We start from the raw sequence: 20,198 nt of genomic DNA, 5'->3' as shown, positions 1-20,198 counted from the left end.
TCGTGTCAGGAAACAAATTTCACGCTCAGAGCAATTTCAGGAAAAGTGAGAGACGGCTTTCCCGGGAAAAGCGCATGGCGCTTTCCCTTGGGAATTGCGTCAAGACGAAAAGACGGAGCGGATTGGCGTTTTCCGTGAAACGACGAACCGTTCAGAGCGTAAAACCCTCGCCGAGGTAAAGTCGCCGCACATCGGGGTTTGCCACCACCTCGTCGGCCCTTCCATGGGTCAGCACCTGGCCGGCATGGATGATGTAGGCGCGGTCGATGAGGCCGAGCGTTTCGCGCACATTGTGATCGGTGATGAGGACGCCGATGCCGCGCGCCGTCAGGTGGCGCACCAGTTGCTGGATATCCGCGACGGCGATCGGATCGATGCCTGCGAAAGGCTCGTCGAGCAGCATGTAGGCCGGACGTGTCGCCAGCGCTCGCGCGATTTCCAGGCGTCGCCGCTCGCCGCCCGAAAGCGACATGGATGGCGCCTTGCGCAGATGGCTGATGTGGAATTCCTCGAGCAGTTCGTCGAGATTGCGCTCGCGCACCTTGCGGTCCTTTTCGACCACTTCCAGCACCGCGCGGATATTCTGCTCGACATTGAGGCCGCGGAAGATCGACGCTTCCTGCGGCAGATAGCCGATGCCGAGGCGTGCGCGACGGTACATCGGCATCGACGTGACGTCGAAGCCGTCGATCTCGATCGTGCCTTCATCCACCGGCACGAGGCCGGTAACCATGTAGAAACAGGTCGTCTTGCCGGCGCCGTTGGGGCCGAGCAGCCCAACGGCCTCGCCGGCGCGCACGCCGATGGTGACGCCGCTGACGACCTTGCGGCCCTTGTAGCTCTTGGTCAGCCCCTTGGCGATCAGGGTTCCCTTGAACTTTCCCGCATCTACGGTCACCGTGGCCGGTGCCGAAAGCTTGCCGGCGGCCCGTCCCGGAAGACGCGCCGTCAGCGACGACAGGCTGGCCATCAGGGGTTCGTCGCTCCCGATTTCGGCGGCGGCGTGATCGACATCTGGACGCGTTGCCCAGCGCATGGATCCACCTGAGCCAGCCCGCTTTTCATCTGCACGGTAAGCTTGCAGCCCACCAGAATGTTGTCGTTTTGCGACAGAACGACCTTTTTGCCCGAAAGCACCAGCACCTGGCTCTTCATATCGAAGCTGCCTTGATCGCCTGTCGCGACCTGCGCATCCGACTTGATGTAAACCTTGTCGGAGATCTCCAGGTGATCGATGTTGGCCGAGCCCGTCATCGCCGCACCCGCGGCCTCCGTGCCCTTGGCAGCGGCGTTGGGATCCTTGACGTAGTAGACCGTCATCTTGCCGGCCTTCATCAATGTCGGCCCCTGGACGACGCTGACATTGCCCGTGAAGATGGCGACACTGTCGGCCTGGCGGACTTCCAGCTTGTCGCTCTCGATCTGGATCGGCTTGTCGCCGGACAGTTTGAGGCCTGATTGACTGGTCGTCTGCGCCCATGACGGCACGAGTCCGAGCAGCAGCAACGCTGAAGTTGCAGCCGCGAGCCGCGTCGAACTACTGAGCCGCATTGGTTTCTCCGCTGTTTCCCTGTGCCGCCTTCAAGGCGGTGGAATCGATGTTGACGCGCACTTTGTTCTCGAAAACCAGAACCTTGCCATTGTCCTGGACCGACATCGTATCCGCCGTGATCCGCGACCCGCCACGGCTGACATCGACGGGATCTCCCGTCTTCATAGTGCCTTTGCCCATGTCGAGGAAGACCGATTTGAACTTGGCCTGCATGCCGTCGGTCGTAGTGATCGTCACGTCGCTGGTCAGGTTCATCGTATTGCCGTCGCGATCGTAGGTGCCGTGCGAGGCCTTGACCGCCGCCACATTGTCGGGCGCGATCGGCACCTTGGCGTCGATGCCTTCCAGCTCGATGATACCTTGCGTGCTGACATCCTGAATGGCACGCAGCGCCGTCATCGAATAAGGCTGCTTCTGCTTGGTGAAACCGTTGAGCTTGGGATTGGCCATCACCAGCTTGCCGTTGGAAAAGGCAGTGCCTTCCGCCTGAACCTTCATGGCGACGGGTGCGGCGAGATAGGAATAGACCGGGAAAGCGACCGCTATCAGTGCCGCGGCCACCGGCACGGCAAATTTGAGAACGCGCACGCGGCGCGAATGACGCTGTGCACGGTCGAAAGCGTCGCCGCGCGTCCGGCCGTCCGCCGGAGGAGCCAACACCGCCTCGGCGTTGGTCGGTTCAATCGGTCGCGCTAACATTCACTGCTTTCTTCTAACCCTGCCCACCCTTAAGCACCGCCTATAGGTGGGACGCCGGCGCTTTCAAGCAAGCACAAGCCCACGAAAACTGCAAAAATGTGACAGCCGCCTTTGTACAGACGAAAACGAGGTCCGCACAACTGCGTGTTCTCCATAGCAGAAACAGACACGCGGCGTAAAATTTATCCGCCGTCGGTCTCGTCGCCGACCTGGGGCGATTGCACAAACATGTGAGCAGACCAATACTTGTAGAGCGCCTAGCCGAGGCTGGCCGACTGTCGACGGGGATGGCCACCTCACGTCCAGGTGCTGACTTGTCTCGCCATACGCAAAAGAGAACTGCTTCCAGATGCGCGGATCATGGTCTAAAAGCGTCTCCTCCCGCCGACTGAAAGGCTGACCATGGCACTGAGAGCCGACGACCTGATCGACCGCCGCCGTTTGCGGCGCAAGCTGACATTCTGGCGCGTCGTCGCCATAGGCATCGTAGCCCTTGGGGTGATTGCGCTTTCAACCTGGTTCTATGGCGACGATCTCGGCGGCTCGACGGTCGACCATATTGCCAAGGTCAAGATCGAAGGCACGATCACCGAGGACGAGGAACTGATCAAGCGGCTGGAAACCATTCGCCTTTCATCGAAGGTGAAAGGCGTGATCCTGTCGATCGATTCGCCTGGCGGCACCACCGTCGGTGGTGAGTCGATCTATGAAGAAGTGCGCAAGCTGGCCGCCGACAAGCCGGTGGTGGCGGAAGTCGGCACGCTCGCCGCATCGGCGGGCTATATGATCGCCAGTGCCGCCGATCACATCGTTGCCCGCAAGACCTCGATCGTCGGCTCGATCGGCGTGCTGATCCAGTATCCCGACGTCAGCGGCCTGATGGACAAACTCGGCGTCAAGCTGGAGGAAGTGAAATCCTCGCCGCTGAAAGCCGCGCCCTCTCCTTTCAAGCCGACCAATGACGACGAGCGCGCCATGGTCCGCAAACTCATCCTCGACAGTTACAACTGGTTCGTCGACATCGTCGCCGAACGCCGCAAGATGACCCGCGAACAAGCACTGGCGCTTGCCGACGGCTCGATATTCACCGGTCGTCAGGGCGTTGCCAACGGGCTGATCGACGCCGTCGGCGGCGAGGCGGTAGCGGTCGACTGGCTGGCGACCAAGGGCGTCGATGCCAAGCTCAAGGTCGTCGAGTGGAAGGATACCGAACAGCGCGGCGGCTTCCTGTTCTCGAAAGCGATGGCGCAAACCATCGGCAGCGCGCTCGGCCTGCCCGCCTACAGCGGCGACGTCATCCATGAACTCGGAGCCGACCGCTTGTTTCTTGACGGTCTCGTTTCCGTCTGGCACCCTTGAGACGCCGTTTGGGGCAAGTGAAAAAAGCAAATAAAATCATCCTCATAATTTTGACCGCACTGCTTTCACGGGGACCCGTCTCATGATCAAGTCCGAACTTGTGCAGATTATTGCCACGCGCAATCCGCATCTTTTCCTGCGCGACGTCGAAAACATCGTCGGCGCCATCTTCGATGAAATCACCGACGCCCTTGCCGAAGGCAACCGGGTCGAGTTGCGAGGCTTCGGCGCTTTTTCGGTGAAGAATCGTCCCGCCCGCACCGGCCGCAATCCGCGCACCGGCGAATCCGTCGAGGTCGAGGAGAAATGGGTGCCGTTCTTCAAGACCGGCAAGGAACTGCGTGAAAGGCTGAACGGCGGCAAGTAGGCGCGACGTCAGCGCCTGACGGCCTTTCGGACAGGCCAGCTTCCGACGGAAAACATCATGTTCAATCGCTTCATGCTCATCGCGATCTTCGTGCCCCTGGCGATCATCCTGATCGCGCTCGCCGTTGCCAACCGCGAACTGGTCGCCTTCACACTGGATCCGTTCAACCCCGGCAATCCGAAGCTGACCCTGACTTTGCCGCTGTTCATTTTCCTGTTCCTGGCACTCGCCATCGGCATGATCGTCGGCAGCCTGGCAACCTGGGTCAAGCAGGGCCGCTATCGCAAGCTGGCGCGCCAGCGCGGCGTCGAGGCCGAGAACCTGCGCCAGGCGGTCAGCCGTGCGCCGGCGGTACCGCAAAGCCAGGCTCCGGGAACGGCCCCAGGCTCCACCCAAGGGTCCGCTCAAGGGTCCGCCCAGGGGTCCGCATTGCCGAAGCCGACCGCTTGAGCCGCCCGTCGGCGGTTTTGTCCCTACGGAGTTTTACATGCTGACCATTTCGGCCGCAGAGGTCGACCATGCGCTGACCTTTGCCGGACTGGTCGAGACGCTGCGCACGGCGTTCCGCGACGGTGCGGTGCAGCCGGTCAGGCATCATCATACGATCGAGCGGCCAGATGGCGCGGCCTCCACCCTGCTCTTGATGCCGGCCTGGACCGACCTCAACGCGGCCGGCACATCGACCGGTGGTCACATCGGCGTCAAGATCGTCACCGTGTCCCCCGACAACAATGCCATCGGCAAGCCGGCGGTGATGGGGCTCTATCTCCTGCTCAATGGCGCCACCGGCGAACCCGAGGCCTTGATCGACGGCCAGCGGCTGACACAGTGGCGCACCGCCTGTGCTTCGGCGCTTGCGGCCTCCTATCTCGCCCGCGACGATGCCTCGCGGCTGCTGGTGGTCGGCGCCGGCGCGCTGTCGCCCTTCCTCGCCAAGGCGCACTCGGCCGTACGGCCGATCAAGACCATCCGCATCTGGAACCGCACCCCGGCCAATGCCGAGAAAGTCGCCGCCGATCTGCGCGCCGAGGGTTTTGCAGCCAGCGCGGCGAGCGATCTCGATGCCGAGCTTGGGCAGGCCGACATCGTCTCCTCGGCGACGATCACGACGACGCCGCTGATCAAGGGCGCATTGTTGCGGCCGGGAACCCATGTCGACCTGGTCGGAGGCTTTACGCCGACGATGCGCGAGAGCGACGACGACGCGATCAGGCTCGCCCGCGTCTATGTCGACACCCGCGCCGGCGCCACCAAGGAAGCCGGCGACATCGTCCAGCCGCTGGCCTCCGGCGTGCTGAAGCCGGAAACCATCGTCGCCGATCTGCACGAATTGGCGCGCGGCCAGAAGAAGGGTCGCGAGAGCGCCGGTGAGATCACGCTGTTCAAGTCGGTCGGCGCGGCGCTCGAGGATCTTGCCGCCGGCATTGCCGTCTACAAGGCGCTCACGGCCTAGTTCGCCGGTACAGCCATTTTGGCGCTCATCGCGTCGGCGATCACACGAAAATCGTGATCCCCGATTTCGAAAAGGCCAAAGCGAAGCTGATAACCCCAGTTCGACTTGGCCATGGTGAAGTCCAGCCTGTCGAGCAGCGGCTTGATCGGCGCTTCCTCGGCCTTGGCCCACGCCACATCGCGGCGGAAGGGTGTGAAGCCGGCGCCCATATCGCCCTGATAGGGCTCGCCTTCCCGCACGATGCCGATCGCGGTGAAGGCCCGCAGGCCATCTTTCTCGCCCAAAACAGTGTTCGGCGAGTAGTAGACGATGCCATCGCCTGGCTTGACGCGACGCAGCGGTGCCGCCTTGCCGTGGTTGACCTGCATGAAGCCGGCTGCGCGACCCCGCCGGACATGTTCGGCCGACGCCACGGCGATCCAGTACGCGCTCATTTCTGGTTACCATTGGCCTGTTCGCCATCGGACAGCCAATAGACGCGCAGGCGATGATTGTCGGGATCGAGCGCGACAAAAGTACGGCCGAAATCCATGTCGGTTGGCGTCTGCAGGATATTCAGCCCGCGCCCGGACCAGTCGGCATGGGCGGCATCGACCGCATCGGGCGTATCCAGCGCAAAGACGATTTCGGCGCCACCGCCTGACATGGCGGCTGCCGGCTCCACCGTATGGCGCGACCACAGGCCGAACTTGAAGCCGGCATCGAGCACGAACAGCACGAAGGTCGGCGAACTTTCGACCGGCTCACGGCCGAGCAGCGCGCTGTAGAAGGCGCCGCTCTCAAGCGGCTGGTCGACATAGAGGATGATGAAATTCGGGTGGCCATATCTGCTCTCCAAGGTTCGGTGCTTCGACTTGGCGACCATAAGATGAGCTACTGTCAGATCATGGCAGCAGTCATCTCGAACCACGCGGCTTGTCGAGCGTTGCCCGCCATTCCTTGAGCAGCGCCTGGCGACGACGCGGATAGCGCGTGTCCGTTGCTTGGAGTTCGGCGATGCGATCGGCGCGAAAATGCCGGAAATCGTGCCGCATCTCGCACCACGCCACCACCACCCGCACCTTGTCGAAGAAGCCCAGCGCAAATGGCCACACGACACGCTCGGACGCAGCGCCGCCGGCGGCGCGGTAAAGAAAGCCGAGCTTGCGCTCGTTGCGGATGGCTTGCCGTACGAGGCCAAGGTCGATGGTCTCGATGGCCGTGGCGGGAGGGCCGACCAGCAGGGTGCTCGCGTCGAGATCCTCGCGCAGATCGTCCGGCAGGACCGCCGCGATCTTGGCCAACGCGTTGGCAGCGGCGGCCGAGAGGCGCTGGTCCGGCTGCTTGGCGACCCAGCGCGAGCCGAGCACGATGGCTTCGATCTCCTCATCGCTGAACATCAGCGGCGGCAGCATGAAGCCGGGCTTGAGCACATAACCGACACCCGCCTCGCCCTCGATCGGCGCGCCCTGGCCCTGCAGCGTGGCGATGTCGCGGTAGAGTGTGCGAATCGAAATCCCGAGTTCATCGGCCAGCGCCTGTCCGCTCACGGGCCGGCGATGCCGGCGCAGGCACTGGATCAGGTCGAGCAGGCGTTCGGAACGGGACATCCGGTAGATTTGCCTGTTTCCTTGACATTGGTCCATCGCGGCCAACCTGAACCGGAGAGGCCGACCTGTCGGAGTTGGTTGCGAAGCCGGTTGCCCTATGTCAAAAGCGGCCACGCCGTTCGGAGTTGCCCCCGCTTGAAGTCTTTTCGCGACAAACGCCGCGACAACCGTCCACATCCATCCGCGAAGGGTGCGGCGGACGTGTCACGTCCGCGTCCCGGCCAGGCTCCCGCCAGACTGGAAGCGCCACCGCGCGAGCGCCATGAGGCGAAGACGGAAAGTCGTTCCGAACCGAACTCGGCGCCGCGCATCCTGGCCCGCCGCGAAGGCGCTCTGCCCGCCGAACATCTTCCCGTGATCCTGGAAGTGGCGCCCAATGCCGATTATGCGCTGCTCGACAGCGGCACCGGCCAAAAGCTCGAACAATATGGCCCCTACCGTATCGTGCGGCCCGAGGGCCAGGCGATCTGGCAAAAGGCCTTGCCGGCAAAGGAATGGGAGCGTGCCGACGCCGTCTTCACCGGCGACACCGACGAGGAGGGCATCGGCCGCTGGCGTTTCCCCAAGCTGCCGCTCGGCGAGACCTGGCCGATGAAGCATGACGGCATCGACTATCTCGGCCGTTTCACCTCGTTTCGTCATGTCGGCGTCTTTCCCGAGCAGGCCTCCCATTGGGATCACATGGCCGGGCTGATCGCGGCGGCGAAGCGGCCGGTCAAGGTGCTGAACCTGTTCGGCTATACCGGTCTCGCCTCATTGGTGGCGGCTCGCGCCGGCGCCGAGGTCACCCATGTCGATGCCTCGAAGAAAGCGATCGGCTGGGCCCGTGAAAACCAGGAGATGGCCGGCCTCGGCAGCAAGCCGATCCGCTGGATCGTCGACGACGCGGTCAAATTCGCCGAGCGCGAGGAGCGCCGCGGCAGCCGCTACGACATCATCCTGTTCGACCCGCCGGCCTATGGCCGTGGCCCCAAGGGCGAGGTCTGGCAATTGTTCGAGGACCTGCCCGATTTGACCGATCTCTGCCGGGCGATCCTGACGCCGAAGCCGCTTGCCGTGGTGCTGACCGCCTATTCGATCCGCGCCTCCTTCTTCGCCATCCACGCCCTGATGCGCGATACCTTTGCCGGCATGGGCGGCAAGATTGAATCGGGTGAGCTGATCATCCGTGAAAAGTCCGCCGGCCGGGCGCTCTCGACTTCATTGTTTTCGCGTTGGGTGGCTGAATGAACGAGCGGCATGCAGGCGCACCTGGCCAGGTGAAGGAGGTCACCAGCCTCGCCAATCCGCTGGTCAAGGACATCAAGGCGCTCGCTCAGAAGAAATTCCGCGACCAGCAGAACGCCTTCATGGCCGAGGGGCTGAAGCTGGTCATCGATGCGCTCGATCTCGGCTGGCAGATCAGGACATTGGTTTTCGCCAAGGCCGGGCGCGGCAACGCGGCGGTGGAGAAGGTGGCCGCACGCACGGTTGCCGCCGGCGGCATGGTGCTCGAAGTGTCGGAAAAGGTGCTGGTCGCCATCACCCGTCGCGACAATCCGCAAATGGTGGTGGGCGTCTTTTCCCAAAAATTCCTCGCCTTGAAGGATGTGCGCGCCGACAATGGCGACGTCTGGGTGGCGCTCGACCGGGTACGCGATCCCGGCAATCTCGGCACCGTCATCCGCACCGTCGATGCAGTCGGCGCCAAAGGCGTCATCCTGGTCGGCGATACCACTGATCCGTTCTCCGTGGAAACGGTGCGCGCCACCATGGGTTCGATCTTTGCCGTGCCGGTGGCCAAGGCGACAACCGAGGCTTTCCTTGCCTGGCGAGGCGGCTTCTCAGGGCTAGTCGTCGGCACCCACCTGAAAGGCGCCGTCGACTATCGCTCGGTCGATTTTTCCCGCGGGCCCGTGCTGCTGATGATGGGCAACGAGCAGCAGGGACTGCCCGAAAGCCTGGCTGCGAGTTGCGACAGGCTGCTCAGGATTCCGCAAGCCGGCCGTGCCGATTCGCTCAATCTGGCCGTTGCCACCGGCATCATGCTGTTCGAGATCCGGCGCGGCGCGCTCAAGCTCGAGCCAATCCTGGACCAGCAATGAAGGTTGCCCGCCCGTGAGATCATGGTCTCCCTACGCACTGCTCGTCGTCGCGGCCATCGCGCTCGACCAGTGGATAAAATACCTGGTCGAGGCCGATCTGCCTTTTCAGGAGAAGGTTGATCTGCTGCCCTTCCTGGCGCTGTTCCGCACCTACAATACCGGCATCGCCTTCTCGATGTTCTCGTCCTTCGGCGACACCGGGTTGATCGTCATCTCGCTCGCGGTCGTTGCCTTCGTGCTGTTCCTGGCGACGCGGATCGCGCCGTCCCAGATCCTTGCCCGCACCGGCTTTGCGCTGATCGTCGGTGGCGCTCTGGGCAATCTGATCGACCGCGCCGTCTACGGCCACGTCATCGACTATATCCTGTTTCACACGCCGGTGTGGTCCTTCGCCGTCTTCAACCTTGCCGACGCCTTCATTTCGGTGGGCGCGGCACTGGTCGTCTTCGACGAGCTGTTCGGCTGGGGACGCGAACCCAAAGCCAGGCCTTCCAAGGATTGACCCCGTGCGGCCATCGCCGCACAGTTCATGTCGCCAAACAAGATCGCGGAGAAAGACATGTCCGAAACCTTCAAAGCCATCCTCGTTTCGCGTGACGCCGAGAAAAAGCAGTCGGTCAACGTAACCGATCTCACCGAGGCCGACCTGATGGAAGGCGATGTCACCGTCGCGATCGAGGCAACGACGGTGAACTACAAGGATGGCCTGGCGATCACGGGCAAGGCGCCGGTGATCCGCCGCTGGCCGCTGGTGCCGGGCATCGATTTCGCCGGCACCGTCGTCTCGTCCTCGCATCCCGACTGGCGCACCGGAGACAAGGTCATTCTGAACGGCTGGGGCGTCGGCGAAACCCATTTCGGCGCCTATGCAGGCCGTGCCCGCGTCAAGGGTGACTGGCTGGTGCCGCTGCCGCAAGGCATCAGCCCGCACGACGCGATGGCCGTCGGCACCGCAGGCTACACCGCCATGCTCTGCATCATGGCCCTGGAACGGCACGGCATCCTGCCCGATCGCGGCCCGGTGGTGGTGACGGGGGCGGCCGGCGGCGTCGGCTCGGTCGCGGTCTCGATCCTGTCCAGCCTCGGCTACCATGTCATTGCTTCCACCGGCCGCAATGCCGAAAGCCCCTTTCTGATCGATCTTGGCGCCGCCGAAGTGATATCGCGCGACGAGCTTGCCCAGCCGGCCAAGCCGCTGGCCAAGGAGCGCTGGGCCGGCGGCATCGACGCAGTCGGTAGCCACACGCTGGCCAATGTGCTCTCGATGACCTCCTATGGCGGCGCGGTCGCCGCCTGCGGCCTGGCCGGCGGCATGGACCTGCCGACCAGCGTCGCGCCCTTCATCCTGCGCGGCGTCTCATTGCTCGGCATCGATTCAGTGATGGCGCCTAAAGCAGTCCGCCTCGAAGCATGGCGCCGCATCGCCACCGACCTCGATCTGCAGAAGCTCGCCAGCCTGTCCAGCACCATCGGGTTCGACGGCATCGTCGATGCCGCGCGCGACATCGTCGACGGCAAGATCCGCGGCCGCGTCGTCGTGGATATGTGACTCCGCCCAACTGCCGGAAGGCATGGAATCGCCAGATCTGGTGGCAAACCCGCCGCGCCTCGGCAAAAAGCGCTCATCCGCTAAAATTCGAACGATCCGCCGCAATTTTCCATAATCTCTGTCTGGCAAGGATTTCGCATGATCGCGGAATCCGGCAGCCAACAGGCGGACACTGGCGACGACGTCGATGCGGTGCTCCCGCCGGCGTCGACGCGGCGCTTCGTCGCCGCGCCGCCGCTGGTGCCCGAGCCGGAATTCTCCAGGCGCGAAAGCCTGCCCTTTCTGACATTCGTCGCCATCGTGTTGGTGGCCGGGCTGGCGCATCTGACCGGGGCACCGATCTTCATCAGCGTCGCATTGCTGGCAACCGGCCTTGCCGGCCTTGCCTTGCATCTGCGCGCCAGGCGGAGCGAACATCGCACCTCCGCCCTTCTTGACGAAACCACTGCCCGCAGCCGCGCCGAGATCGAGACGCTGGCCGACCGCATGTGGGAGATGCAGGAGAGCGACGAGCGCTTTCGCGGCCTGATCGACGCGCTTGGCGATCTCGTCATCCATCGCGACCGCGACGGCTACATCGTCTATGCCAACAAGGTCTTCGCCGATCTCGTCGAGGTCGACCAGCGCGACCTTGCCGGCAAGACCCTGGCAGAACTGGGCATCGAGGTCGGCATGGTTCCCGATGCCGCCTTTTCCGACCATGAGTGTCTGAGTTCCACCGATGTCTCCATCAGCACGCCGAGCGGGCAGCGCTGGTTCTCTTGGATCGAACTGTCGGTGCGCGACAAGGACAGCGGCGCCGTTTCACACCGCGCCATCGCCCGCGACATCACCGCCCGCAAACGCGCCGAATCGTCGCTGATCACCGCACGCGAACGGGCCGAATATGCAAGCCAGGCCAAATCGCGCTTCCTCGCCACCGTCAGCCATGAAATCCGCACCCCGATGAACGGCATTATGGGCATGGCCAGGTTGCTCGCCGACACCAGCCTGTCGCCGGAGCAGCAGACCTATGTCGGCGCCGTCTCGACCTCGGCCAGCGCATTGCTTGCCTTGATCGAGGATCTTCTCGACTATTCCAAGATCGAAGCCGGGCGTTTCGACCCCGAGCCGCAGCCGATGTCGGTGCGCGAGATCGCCGACAACATCATCGAATTGCTGGCAGCGCGCGCCTTCGCCAAGGATATCGGACTGGGTTGCCATGTCGAACCCGACGTGCCGCAATTGATCACCGCCGATCCGGGCAAGGTCAGGCAGGTGCTTCTCAACCTCATCGGCAACGCCATCAAGTTCACCGACAGCGGCGGCGTGCTGGTGAGCATAGCACGCGCACGCACCGAAACCAGCGACCGCATATGCTTCACCATCGCCGATACCGGTCCGGGCCTGCGTGACGCCGACCTGGAGCGGATTTTCGAGGAATTCGAGCAGGCCGACGGCACGTCGACACGCACACATGGCGGGGCCGGCCTCGGCCTTGCCATCTCCAGACGCCTGGTGGCCGCCATGGGCGGCACGATCTCGGTATCGAGCCGGCTCGGCCAGGGATCCGAATTCGTCTTCGAAATCCCAGCGATAGCGGCCACCGAAGCGCCGCAGGGCCACCAGAATGCTCTCTCGGGCAGACACGCGGTGATCCTGTCGAAGAACGCCGTCGAGGCCGACGCCATCGCCCGCACCATCCGCGCCAATGGCGGCGCGGTCGACATCGCCACCACTGCCGCACAGGCCGCGCCTTTCGCCGCCGGCTGCGATGCAATCCTGGTCGATGCAGCGATGGAAGAAGGCGACGGAAGGCTGCTCAAGCGCCTGCGCCAAAGCGGTTTCTCCGACTGTGAGGCGATCACGCTGATCGCGCCGACCGATCGCGGCATGCTTGGCGAGTTCCGTGCCAGCGGCTACGCAACCTTCCTGGCCAGGCCGGTGCGTGGCGGAACACTTCTGCGTGTTCTGCTGAGCAGCCATGCTCCGAGCCTCGGCCCGCCGCCGCCGGAAAAGCGCGGCGCACCGTCGCTGCGGGCCGTCGGCAACCGCCAGCGCGGCCTGTCGGTGCTGATCGCCGAGGACAATGACATCAACGCCATGCTGGCCCGCGCCACGCTGCTGAAGGCCGGGCATCGCGTCAAGGTGGTCGGCAACGGCAAGGCCGCCGTCGAGGCTGTCACCGGCGCCGCGCACAAGGACCGCTTCGACGTGGTCTTGATGGATCTGCACATGCCGGTCATGGACGGGCTGGACGCGATCGCCGCCATCCGCCGCCATGAGGAAGAAAGTGCCGTGCGGCCGGTGCCGATCATGGTGCTGTCGGCCGACAGCCAGGAAAAGACCCGTCATGCGGTGTTGGCCCATGGCGCCAGCGGCTTTGTCACCAAACCGCTCGACCCCGAAGCGCTGGTCAATGCCGTCGAGGGGCAGGTCGTCGCGGCCTGAGCTTTCCACCGCCATTCGGCACGGGCGATCACTTAAACGTAGCCGGTTGATCGTATTCGCCAGCCGACGAAGTATTGCCCACGGCGTCGTATCACGGTACTGTCACAATCCTGTTGCACCTACACCGTATCCCCGTGCCAAGAGGGATGGCTCGAAGGAGAATCACTCGTGCATACAGTTATGCCGGAATGTGACACTCGGCCGAACGCCAGCAGCGCCTTGCTTGCCGGACGTAACGTCGATTCCGTCATAAAGGGCGCTGCGCTGGGCCGTATAGGCAATCTTGAAGTGCGGCTCGCTCGCAACGAGGCCGAGATCGCGGCCGCGCAGGAAGTGCGCTACCGGGTGTTCTACGACGAACTTGGCGCCAGGAAGGACCTGTTCCAGGCCCATGACCGCCGGGACGCCGACCGGTTCGATCCGCTCTGCGACCATCTGCTGGTTTTGGACACCACGCTTTCCGGTCCCGAACATCGCCGCATCGTCGGCACATATCGGCTGCTGCGGCAAGAAATCGCGGCCACGGCCGGTGGCTTCTATTCCGAAGGTGAATTCGAGCTGACCAAGCTCATCGCCCGCCACCCCGGCCAGCGTTTCCTTGAACTCGGCCGCTCCTGCGTTTTGCCGGAATACCGCTCGAAGCGCACCATCGAGGCGTTGTGGCAAGGCATCTGGGCTTACATCAATCATTACGAAATCGGTGTGATGACCGGCTGCGCGTCCTTTCACGGCACCGTGCCGGCGGCGCATGCCGAAGCGCTCACCTATCTCGCCCACCACTGCCGGACGAATTCGGCCTGGGACGTGCGCGCGGTGTCCGGGCGCTATTGCTCGATGGATCTGATGCCGATCGAGGCCGTCAATGCCAAGGCGGCGATCGCCGCGATGCCGCCTTTGGTCAAGGGCTATCTGCGCGTCGGTGCCCGCATCGGCGATGGTTGCGTCATCGATCGCGAATTCTCGACGGTCGATGTGTTCGTCGTGATGCCGGTCAAGGAGATCGGCGCACGCTACGTCAACTATTATGGCGGCGAAGCCCAGCGCTTCGCTGCGTGACGCTGGCGAATAGCGAATAGCGAATAGCGGGAGCTATCTCGCTCAACCCCTATTCGCTACTCTCTATTCGCTATTCGCTTCCTTTCACAAAATATCTTCCGGCCGCCTGCCGGGTCGGCTCTTGTAGGACGGAAACGACCAGCCGAATTTGAGCGCACCACCGCGCACGAGGAACGCCGCCGCAAAGCCGGCGAGGTTCGAGGCGAGCGGCGGCAGTCCGGCAAGATCGCCAAGCGTGTAGAGGCCGGCACCCGCAAGGGCCGCCGTGACGTAGATTTCGGGCCTGAGCAGCACCGATGGCTCGCCCGCAAGGAGATCGCGCAAAATGCCGCCGAAAGTGGCGGTGAGCACGCCGGTGATGACGGACACGACCGGCGAGCCGGTAATCGCAAGCCCCTTGGCCGCGCCCATCACCGAAAAGGCGGCGAGCCCGATGGCGTCGAGCCAGAGCAGCCACTTCCAGCGCGATTCGACACGATGCGCGCTGAAGAAGACCAGCACCGCAACCGCGGCGCAGACCAGCACATAGCCGGAGTTGGCGACCCAGAAAACCGGCAGGTTGAGGATAACGTCGCGAAGCGTGCCACCGCCTATCCCGGTGACGCTGGCCAGGAACAGGAAGCCGATAATGTCGAGTTGCTTACGCGAAGCCGCCAGCGCCCCGGTCGCCGCGAAGACGGCGACACCGGCATAGTCGAGAAGCGCGATGGCATTCATGCAGACCAGGGGAGTAAGGGAATAGGGGAATAGGGGAATAGGAGAGTATGTTTATCACAAAGCCGCACCGTTGGTACGCTTCCCTACTCCCTTACTCCCTTACTCCCTTACTGCCCTAAAACTACGCATCCTTCTCAGCCTGTTCGTTCACCGGCCCCGGCTCAACCGGTGCTTCAGCGGCGGCGAACTTCGGACCACCCTTGGCGACGCCGACCATGGCCGGGCGCAGCACGCGGTCGCCGATCGAATAGCCCGGCTGCACGACCTGGACCACGGTGTTGGCCGGGACATCCGGATTGGGCACTTCGAACATCGCCTGGTGGAAATTGGGATCGAACTTCTCGCCTTCCGGCGCGAGCTTCTTGACCCCATGCCGTTCCAGCGCCGACAGCATGGCGCGCTCGGTGAGGTCGACGCCTTCGATCAGCGCCTTGAAGCCGGCGTCACCCGATGCCTTGGCCTCGGCGGGAATCGCATCCAGCGCGCGGCGCAGATTGTCCGATACCGACAACATGTCGCGGGCGAAATTCGCGACCGCGTAGGTGCGCGCATCGTGCACATCGCGCGCCGTGCGGCGACGCAGGTTTTCCATCTCGGCCGCCACGCGCAGCGCGCGGTCCTTCAGCTCTTCATTTTCCTTCAGCAGCCGCACAAGAGCCTCATAGTCGCCGTCGGTGCTGCCTTCCGTGCGCTCGGCTGCGGGCTCGGTCGCCTCGACTTCATCGGGCGCGCGTTCGTCTTTTGCCTGGTCGCTCATCGCCGTTTCCCGTCAATCTCGAATGATGTGGATTTTGTGCCCGATATCGATGTTTGGCGGCCAAAAATCAAGGGGTAAGCGACTATGGAAGCCGCCGGCCAAGGCCGGGCAATGACAGGCAAGACATTTCGACTTTAATTCAAATTTTACCTTAACCGCGGGCTTTGCTTGCCATACAGGCATGATGGGGGAACCATTCTCTTGCTGCAGGAGTTTCGAAGCCGACACAGGATTTTGAGATGATGACCCGCAACATGGGCGAAAAGGCAGAGGGGCTGGCCATCGAGGTCAGGCGCCAGTTCGGCACCGAGGCGGTGACCCGCTTCCTGCGCACCTTGCCGGCCTTCCGCACCGAGGCCGACATCCCCGACCGGCTCAGAGAACTGCTCGACCGCCTCGATGGGGCGGAGCGCGGTGACATCGGCTGGCGCCGGCCGTAACGCTACAATCGATCTTGGCAGCAAACCTCCTATCGGCAATAGCCGGGGAGAGCCGAACCATCTAAGGATAGATGTGTTGTGGTTCAATGGAGGACGTAAATGCGCAAGGTTTCAATCACCTCATCGCTGATAGCGTTTGTCGGCCTCGGCGCCATCACCTTGGCGGCCTTTCCGGCACAAGCAGACAATCTGCAGCTGCAATTGGGCAAACATGGCCCGCGACTGAAGCTCATGGAAGATTGCGACCCGGCCTACGACGATTGCGAAGGCCCCCGTCGCGACGGTCGGCGCGACCGCCGTCAACGAGGCTGCACCGAAGACCGGGCTCTCGACAAGGCGGACCGAATGGGCATCCGCCGCGCAAGGATAGAGTCCGTCGGCCGCCGGGAGATCACGGTCCGCGGCAGACAGGGCGGCGACCGCGTGCGCGTGACTTTTGGCACCGAGCGCGGCTGCCCTATCCTCGATCGCGAATAGCGATCGACCAGCGGAAAACCGACGCTCAGAGCCATCAGCAGGTCGAGTTGGCGGGTTGGCAGGCTCGATCGCCAAGCCACGCGACAATTACGCACAGTAATTTTGCGTGATGTTGCCTTGCGGCGGCGAGGCACCCCGCCTATGCTTCCTGATGAACATGATTTCCCCTGAGGCGGTCGCCAACAGCAAGCGCGCCTGGTTGAAGATTCTTGCCCGCTACAAGAAGCCTGACAGGCGGCGCAGCGCCGTCGAGCTCGCCATCACCCTCATTCCATTCGCCATACTCTGGGGACTGTCCTCGGCGGCTTATGCCTATGGCCATTGGTGGGGACTGGTCCTCATCCTCCCCGCGGCCGGGTTTCTGGTGCGCATCTTCATGATCCAGCACGATTGCGGCCACGGCTCCTTCTTCGCCAATCGTTACGCGGACGACTGGATTGGCCGCGCGCTCGGCATCCTGACGCTGACGCCCTACGATTGCTGGCGGCGCGCCCACGCGACGCACCACGCCAGCGCCGGCAATCTTGACGAACGCGGCATGGGCGACATCCGGACGCTGACCGTTGCAGAATACCGGCAGATGTCGTGGCGGGGCCGCCTCGCCTATCGTCTCTATCGCCATCCGCTGGTGATGTTCGGGCTCGGTCCGATCTGGCTTTTCATCTTCGAGCAGAGGCTACCCGTCGGCATGATGCGCGGCGGCCTGACCCCTTGGGTGTCGTCGATGACCACCAACCTTGGCATCGCGGTCGCAGCAGCCGTCCTTATCTGGTTCGTCGGCCCGGGCGCTTTCCTGGTGGTTCACCTGCCGATCGTCATCCTCGCCGGTTCGGCCGGCATCTGGCTGTTCTACGTCCAGCACCAGTTCGAGGAAACAGAATGGGCGAAGGATGCCGACTGGGAATTCCAGCACGCCGCCTTGCACGGATCGTCGTATTACGACCTTCCGCCGGTGCTGAACTGGCTCACCGGCAACATCGGTGTCCATCACGTCCATCACCTCTCGGCCAAGGTGCCGTGCTACCGGTTGCAGGAAGTGCTGCGGGATTATCCCGAGTTGCGCGACATAGGCCGGGTTACGCTGCTCGAAAGCCTGCGCTGCGTCAAACTGGCATTGTGGGACGAAAACCGCCGCAAGCTGGTGTCGTTCCGCGAGGCACGGGCGGCGGCTTAAGCAATTCCAGGAGAAGTGTGAACGGTTTTCCAGGGAAAACGCGTAGCGTTTTCCCTGGGCAATTGCGTCACAACAAAAAGACCGCCGCGCCATGGGCGCCGCGGCCTGGAGCTCCGATCAGGCAGCCCTGATCATGTCGGCGGCCTTTTCGGCGATCATGATGGTTGGGGCATTGGTGTTGCCACCAATCAGTGTCGGCATCACCGAGGCGTCGACGACACGCAAGGCTTCAAGCCCGCGCACCTTGAGTTGCGGATCGACCACCGCCATCTCGTCGACCCCCATCCGACAGGAGCCGACCGGGTGATAGACCGTGTCGGCGCGGGTACGGATATGGGTCATCAGATCGGCATCGCTCGGCTCGCCGGCGATGTGCATTTCCTTGTGCCGGTAGCGCGTCAGCGCCGGCGAAGCCAGCACCTGCCGGGTGATCCTCACGCCTTTCAGCAGCAGTTCCGCATCGCGCTGGTCGCCGAGAAAGCGCGGATCGATGCGTGGCGCGGCAAGTGGATCGGCGCTGGCCAGCCCAACCTCGCCACGCGAGTGCGGTCGCAATATGCAGACATGACAGGAAAAGCCGAAGCCGTAGTGCAGCGTGCGCGCATGGTTTTCGACGAGCCCGATGACGAATTGCAGCTGCAGGTCAGGGCGCTCAAGCGCCGGGTCGGATTTGACGAAAGCGCCGCTCTCGGCCGACGGCGAGGCGATCAGCCCGGTTCCATCCCGCCGCCACTGCGCGATATGCCTGAGGAAACCCCACGCGCCGCGCGGGCTCATACCGAGCATATCGGTGTCCTTCGATCTCCAGCCGACGATAAAATCGAGGTGGTCCTGCAGGTTCTTGCCGACGCCCGGCAATTCGTGGACGACGGGAACGCCATGCACGGCAAGTTCGGCCGCCGGGCCGATACCCGACAGCAACAGAAGTTGCGGCGAACCGAAGGCACCGCCACAGAGGATCACCTCGCGCGACGCCTGTGCCACGGCCTCGCCTTTGCGTGTCCGGTAGCGGATGCCGGTGGCGCGCTTGCCGTCAAGGACGATGCCTGTGGCGTGCGCCCGCGTGATCACGGTCAGATTGGTCCGCTGCATCACCGGATGGAGATAGGCGGCGGCAGTCGAACAGCGCTCGCCATTACGGGCGCCACCGGCAAACTGGGTCACCTGGAAATAGCCGGCGCCCTCTTGTTCCGGTCCGTTGAAATCGTCCGAGGCGCGAATCTGGTTTTCGGCACAAGCCTCTAGGAAGGCCTTGGCGATCGGCCTCGGCGAGCGCTGGTTCGACACTTTCAGTGGGCCGTCCCCGCCATGCAAGGCATCAGTGCCGCGCTCATTGCCCTCGGCGCGCCGGAAATAGGGCAGAACCTCATCCCACGACCAGCCCTCGCAGCCCAGATTTGCCCATTCGTCATAGTCGCTGCGATGGCCCCTGACATAGAGCATTGCATTGATGGCGCTGGAGCCGCCCAGCGCCTTGCCGCGCGGCTGGTAGCCCTTGCGGCCGCCAAGACCTTGCTGCGGCACGGTTTCGAAGGCCCAGTTGTTGATCCTGGGCCGGCCGGAAAGCATGCCGATAATGCCAGCCGGAGCACGGATCAGCATATCCCTGCCCTCGCCGCCAGCTTCGATCAGGCAGACCGTATTCGAGGGATCTTCCGAAAGCCGTGCGGCAAGCGCACAGCCGGCGGACCCACCGCCGGCTATGACATAGTCGTAACGCATGAAGACCCCTCCCCAATCGTCCACGGATTTTCCATCCGGATGATCAAGAGAAGGCCTGAACACGGCTGATGTAAAGACGCGCGGAATTACCGCTACGTCAGCTGCTGCGAACGCGCCGCCAGGAGTATTTCGGGCCTTTTGGTTCCGGCACGGCGGCTGGCTGGTAGTAGAGCCCCAATCCGCCGGTGCGGCCCTCCTCCAGGCGCTTCAACAGCACCGCATTGGAAATCTCGAACTCGTCGAAGCCTAGCCGCAGCATATGCGGCAGTTGGTCCACCAGCACCTGGCCCGTGGCGCGAACGGCACCTTCGAAATGGTAGCGGCCGCGCAGCAGTTCTCCCTTGGAGAAGGAGCGGCCGTCGCTGAAGGCCGGGAAGGCCAATGCCACCAGCGACAGCTGGTCGAGCAGGTCGGCAATCTTCTCGAGCTGATCACCAGGCTGCAGCAGGACGCCGAGCCGTTCCTTGGCCGAGCGGCGCACCTCCGGATCCAGATCGAGGAAGACTTGCAACGGCAGGATGAAGCGGCCGTTGCCGGACAGCGCATCGGCGCTTTCGGCATGCGTCCACTCATCCTCGTGAAAACCCGCAGGGGTCCAGAGTCGGGTCTCCGCTGTCGTCGGTTCAGTCATCAAAAAGTTCCTAAATAGTCAAACGAACCAAGGATGTGTTGAGATTCAGGTCAGGCTGCGCCGAAAATGGCGGCTTCCGAGAACCGGAGCGGAGCGTACTTGAAGTACGTGAGCACCGGAAGCGCAGGAAGCTGCCGTTTGC

The 20,198-nt window shown here is 63.4% G+C and carries 23 protein-coding genes; 13 read left to right on the top strand and 10 right to left on the bottom strand.

What is annotated here, in order from left to right:
- Positions 1 to 151 precede the first annotated feature (151 nt).
- From lptB to lptC, 3 genes are read right to left on the bottom strand one after another with little or no spacing between them, the layout of a single operon-like run.
- On the bottom strand, positions 152 to 970 hold the full coding sequence (lptB, locus tag EOB80_RS14395; protein WP_013529586.1) for an LPS export ABC transporter ATP-binding protein: 819 nt from the start codon (positions 968 to 970) through the stop codon (positions 152 to 154).
- On the bottom strand, positions 970 to 1,551 hold the full coding sequence (locus EOB80_RS14390; protein WP_127328297.1) for an LptA/OstA family protein: 582 nt from the start codon (positions 1,549 to 1,551) through the stop codon (positions 970 to 972). The genes lptB and EOB80_RS14390 overlap by 1 nt, the downstream gene beginning before the upstream one ends.
- Positions 1,538 to 2,251 (bottom strand): LPS export ABC transporter periplasmic protein LptC, encoded by a 714-nt coding sequence (gene lptC / locus EOB80_RS14385; RefSeq protein WP_127328295.1) that lies wholly within the window; start codon positions 2,249 to 2,251, stop codon positions 1,538 to 1,540. Before lptC ends, EOB80_RS14390 begins: the two co-directional genes overlap by 14 nt.
- A 402-nt stretch (positions 2,252 to 2,653) precedes the next feature.
- Here lptC and sppA point away from each other — a divergent pair, with 402 nt between their 5' ends.
- From sppA to EOB80_RS14365, 4 genes are all read left to right on the top strand, one after another.
- Positions 2,654 to 3,610, top strand: a complete 957-nt coding sequence (sppA, locus tag EOB80_RS14380; protein WP_127328293.1) for a signal peptide peptidase SppA — start codon at positions 2,654 to 2,656, stop codon at positions 3,608 to 3,610.
- Positions 3,611 to 3,692: 82 nt separating this feature from the next.
- Positions 3,693 to 3,977, top strand: a complete 285-nt coding sequence (locus EOB80_RS14375; RefSeq protein WP_006200394.1) for an integration host factor subunit beta — start codon at positions 3,693 to 3,695, stop codon at positions 3,975 to 3,977.
- Positions 3,978 to 4,034: 57 nt separating this feature from the next.
- On the top strand, positions 4,035 to 4,427 hold the full coding sequence (locus tag EOB80_RS14370) for a LapA family protein (RefSeq protein ID WP_127328291.1): 393 nt from the start codon (positions 4,035 to 4,037) through the stop codon (positions 4,425 to 4,427).
- Between the two features lie 37 nt (positions 4,428 to 4,464).
- Positions 4,465 to 5,430, top strand: a complete 966-nt coding sequence (locus tag EOB80_RS14365) for an ornithine cyclodeaminase family protein (RefSeq protein ID WP_127328289.1) — start codon at positions 4,465 to 4,467, stop codon at positions 5,428 to 5,430.
- Here EOB80_RS14365 and EOB80_RS14360 read toward each other — a convergent pair.
- From EOB80_RS14360 to EOB80_RS14350, 3 genes are read right to left on the bottom strand one after another with little or no spacing between them, the layout of a single operon-like run.
- Complete coding sequence (locus EOB80_RS14360; RefSeq protein WP_127271652.1) at positions 5,427 to 5,864, bottom strand: EVE domain-containing protein; 438 nt, start codon at positions 5,862 to 5,864, stop codon at positions 5,427 to 5,429. The genes EOB80_RS14365 and EOB80_RS14360 overlap by 4 nt on opposite strands.
- Entirely contained in the window at positions 5,861 to 6,268 is a 408-nt protein-coding gene (locus tag EOB80_RS14355; protein WP_245466359.1) for a VOC family protein, read from the bottom strand. Before EOB80_RS14355 ends, EOB80_RS14360 begins: the two co-directional genes overlap by 4 nt.
- A 58-nt stretch (positions 6,269 to 6,326) precedes the next feature.
- A complete protein-coding gene (locus EOB80_RS14350) occupies positions 6,327 to 7,019 on the bottom strand; it encodes a YafY family protein (RefSeq protein ID WP_127328285.1) in 693 nt (230 codons plus the stop codon).
- A 135-nt stretch (positions 7,020 to 7,154) separates the two neighbouring features.
- On the opposite strand from EOB80_RS14350, the gene EOB80_RS14345 reads away from it, so the two are divergent.
- The 6 genes from EOB80_RS14345 to EOB80_RS14320 all read left to right on the top strand — a co-directional run bounded on the left by EOB80_RS14345 (position 7,155) and on the right by EOB80_RS14320 (position 14,138).
- On the top strand, positions 7,155 to 8,249 hold the full coding sequence (locus EOB80_RS14345) for a class I SAM-dependent rRNA methyltransferase (RefSeq protein ID WP_127328283.1): 1,095 nt from the start codon (positions 7,155 to 7,157) through the stop codon (positions 8,247 to 8,249).
- The gene (locus EOB80_RS14340) at positions 8,246 to 9,103 is read left to right on the top strand and encodes an RNA methyltransferase (protein ID WP_127328281.1); all 858 of its coding nucleotides are present in this window, start codon (positions 8,246 to 8,248) and stop codon (positions 9,101 to 9,103) included. Before EOB80_RS14345 ends, EOB80_RS14340 begins: the two co-directional genes overlap by 4 nt.
- Positions 9,104 to 9,116: 13 nt before the next feature.
- Positions 9,117 to 9,605 (top strand): signal peptidase II, encoded by a 489-nt coding sequence (lspA, locus tag EOB80_RS14335; protein WP_127328279.1) that lies wholly within the window; start codon positions 9,117 to 9,119, stop codon positions 9,603 to 9,605.
- 57 nt (positions 9,606 to 9,662) lie between these two features.
- A complete protein-coding gene (locus tag EOB80_RS14330; protein WP_127328277.1) occupies positions 9,663 to 10,652 on the top strand; it encodes an MDR family oxidoreductase in 990 nt (329 codons plus the stop codon).
- A gap of 138 nt (positions 10,653 to 10,790) precedes the next feature.
- Positions 10,791 to 13,082 (top strand): PAS domain-containing hybrid sensor histidine kinase/response regulator, encoded by a 2,292-nt coding sequence (locus EOB80_RS14325; RefSeq protein WP_127328275.1) that lies wholly within the window; start codon positions 10,791 to 10,793, stop codon positions 13,080 to 13,082.
- A 180-nt stretch (positions 13,083 to 13,262) separates the two neighbouring features.
- Positions 13,263 to 14,138: a GNAT family N-acetyltransferase gene (locus EOB80_RS14320; protein WP_023812526.1), complete on the top strand. Its 876-nt coding sequence runs from the start codon at positions 13,263 to 13,265 to the stop codon at positions 14,136 to 14,138.
- Positions 14,139 to 14,222: 84 nt separating this feature from the next.
- Here EOB80_RS14320 and EOB80_RS14315 read toward each other — a convergent pair whose 3' ends face one another.
- Positions 14,223 to 14,855 (bottom strand): trimeric intracellular cation channel family protein, encoded by a 633-nt coding sequence (locus EOB80_RS14315; RefSeq protein WP_127319279.1) that lies wholly within the window; start codon positions 14,853 to 14,855, stop codon positions 14,223 to 14,225.
- Between the two features lie 121 nt (positions 14,856 to 14,976).
- Positions 14,977 to 15,612, bottom strand: a complete 636-nt coding sequence (gene grpE, locus EOB80_RS14310; RefSeq protein ID WP_027161324.1) for a nucleotide exchange factor GrpE — start codon at positions 15,610 to 15,612, stop codon at positions 14,977 to 14,979.
- Positions 15,613 to 15,851: 239 nt separating this feature from the next.
- Here grpE and EOB80_RS14305 point away from each other — a divergent pair, with 239 nt between their 5' ends.
- The 3 genes from EOB80_RS14305 (at position 15,852) to EOB80_RS14295 (ending at position 17,703) form a co-directional block, all read left to right on the top strand.
- Entirely contained in the window at positions 15,852 to 16,052 is a 201-nt protein-coding gene (locus EOB80_RS14305) for a hypothetical protein (RefSeq protein WP_127328273.1), read from the top strand.
- Positions 16,053 to 16,151: 99 nt separating this feature from the next.
- The gene (locus tag EOB80_RS14300) at positions 16,152 to 16,529 is read left to right on the top strand and encodes a hypothetical protein (protein ID WP_127328272.1); all 378 of its coding nucleotides are present in this window, start codon (positions 16,152 to 16,154) and stop codon (positions 16,527 to 16,529) included.
- Positions 16,530 to 16,680: 151 nt separating this feature from the next.
- Complete coding sequence (locus EOB80_RS14295) at positions 16,681 to 17,703, top strand: fatty acid desaturase (RefSeq protein ID WP_127273297.1); 1,023 nt, start codon at positions 16,681 to 16,683, stop codon at positions 17,701 to 17,703.
- 117 nt (positions 17,704 to 17,820) lie between these two features.
- Here EOB80_RS14295 and EOB80_RS14290 read toward each other — a convergent pair whose 3' ends face one another.
- Positions 17,821 to 19,425: a GMC family oxidoreductase N-terminal domain-containing protein gene (locus tag EOB80_RS14290; RefSeq protein WP_127328270.1), complete on the bottom strand. Its 1,605-nt coding sequence runs from the start codon at positions 19,423 to 19,425 to the stop codon at positions 17,821 to 17,823.
- 97 nt (positions 19,426 to 19,522) lie between these two features.
- Complete coding sequence (locus EOB80_RS14285; protein ID WP_127271069.1) at positions 19,523 to 20,056, bottom strand: DUF934 domain-containing protein; 534 nt, start codon at positions 20,054 to 20,056, stop codon at positions 19,523 to 19,525.
- Between the last annotated feature and the right edge of the window lie 142 nt (positions 20,057 to 20,198).

Origin of the sequence: Mesorhizobium sp. M7A.F.Ca.MR.245.00.0.0 (assembly GCF_003997415.1) — a bacterium.
GTDB lineage: Bacteria > Pseudomonadota > Alphaproteobacteria > Rhizobiales > Rhizobiaceae > Mesorhizobium.
Note: the sequence above shows the minus strand (reverse complement) of the source record. Positions and strands in the feature narration are given on the sequence as shown.

Coding starts and splice junctions, on each gene's coding strand:
- EOB80_RS14320 (WP_023812526.1), top strand. CDS start 13,263: ATGCCGGAATGTGACACTCGGCCGAACGCCAGCAGCGCCTTGCTTGCC.
- EOB80_RS14350 (WP_127328285.1), bottom strand. CDS start 7,019: ATGTCCCGTTCCGAACGCCTGCTCGACCTGATCCAGTGCCTGCGCCGG.
- EOB80_RS14370 (WP_127328291.1), top strand. CDS start 4,035: ATGTTCAATCGCTTCATGCTCATCGCGATCTTCGTGCCCCTGGCGATC.
- EOB80_RS14365 (WP_127328289.1), top strand. CDS start 4,465: ATGCTGACCATTTCGGCCGCAGAGGTCGACCATGCGCTGACCTTTGCC.
- EOB80_RS14390 (WP_127328297.1), bottom strand. CDS start 1,551: ATGCGGCTCAGTAGTTCGACGCGGCTCGCGGCTGCAACTTCAGCGTTG.
- sppA (WP_127328293.1), top strand. CDS start 2,654: ATGGCACTGAGAGCCGACGACCTGATCGACCGCCGCCGTTTGCGGCGC.
- EOB80_RS14290 (WP_127328270.1), bottom strand. CDS start 19,425: ATGCGTTACGACTATGTCATAGCCGGCGGTGGGTCCGCCGGCTGTGCG.
- EOB80_RS14315 (WP_127319279.1), bottom strand. CDS start 14,855: ATGAATGCCATCGCGCTTCTCGACTATGCCGGTGTCGCCGTCTTCGCG.
- EOB80_RS14330 (WP_127328277.1), top strand. CDS start 9,663: ATGTCCGAAACCTTCAAAGCCATCCTCGTTTCGCGTGACGCCGAGAAA.
- EOB80_RS14360 (WP_127271652.1), bottom strand. CDS start 5,864: ATGAGCGCGTACTGGATCGCCGTGGCGTCGGCCGAACATGTCCGGCGG.
- lptC (WP_127328295.1), bottom strand. CDS start 2,251: ATGTTAGCGCGACCGATTGAACCGACCAACGCCGAGGCGGTGTTGGCT.
- EOB80_RS14295 (WP_127273297.1), top strand. CDS start 16,681: ATGAACATGATTTCCCCTGAGGCGGTCGCCAACAGCAAGCGCGCCTGG.
- EOB80_RS14325 (WP_127328275.1), top strand. CDS start 10,791: ATGATCGCGGAATCCGGCAGCCAACAGGCGGACACTGGCGACGACGTC.
- grpE (WP_027161324.1), bottom strand. CDS start 15,612: ATGAGCGACCAGGCAAAAGACGAACGCGCGCCCGATGAAGTCGAGGCG.
- EOB80_RS14375 (WP_006200394.1), top strand. CDS start 3,693: ATGATCAAGTCCGAACTTGTGCAGATTATTGCCACGCGCAATCCGCAT.
- EOB80_RS14285 (WP_127271069.1), bottom strand. CDS start 20,056: ATGACTGAACCGACGACAGCGGAGACCCGACTCTGGACCCCTGCGGGT.
- lptB (WP_013529586.1), bottom strand. CDS start 970: ATGGCCAGCCTGTCGTCGCTGACGGCGCGTCTTCCGGGACGGGCCGCC.
- EOB80_RS14340 (WP_127328281.1), top strand. CDS start 8,246: ATGAACGAGCGGCATGCAGGCGCACCTGGCCAGGTGAAGGAGGTCACC.
- EOB80_RS14305 (WP_127328273.1), top strand. CDS start 15,852: ATGATGACCCGCAACATGGGCGAAAAGGCAGAGGGGCTGGCCATCGAG.
- EOB80_RS14300 (WP_127328272.1), top strand. CDS start 16,152: ATGCGCAAGGTTTCAATCACCTCATCGCTGATAGCGTTTGTCGGCCTC.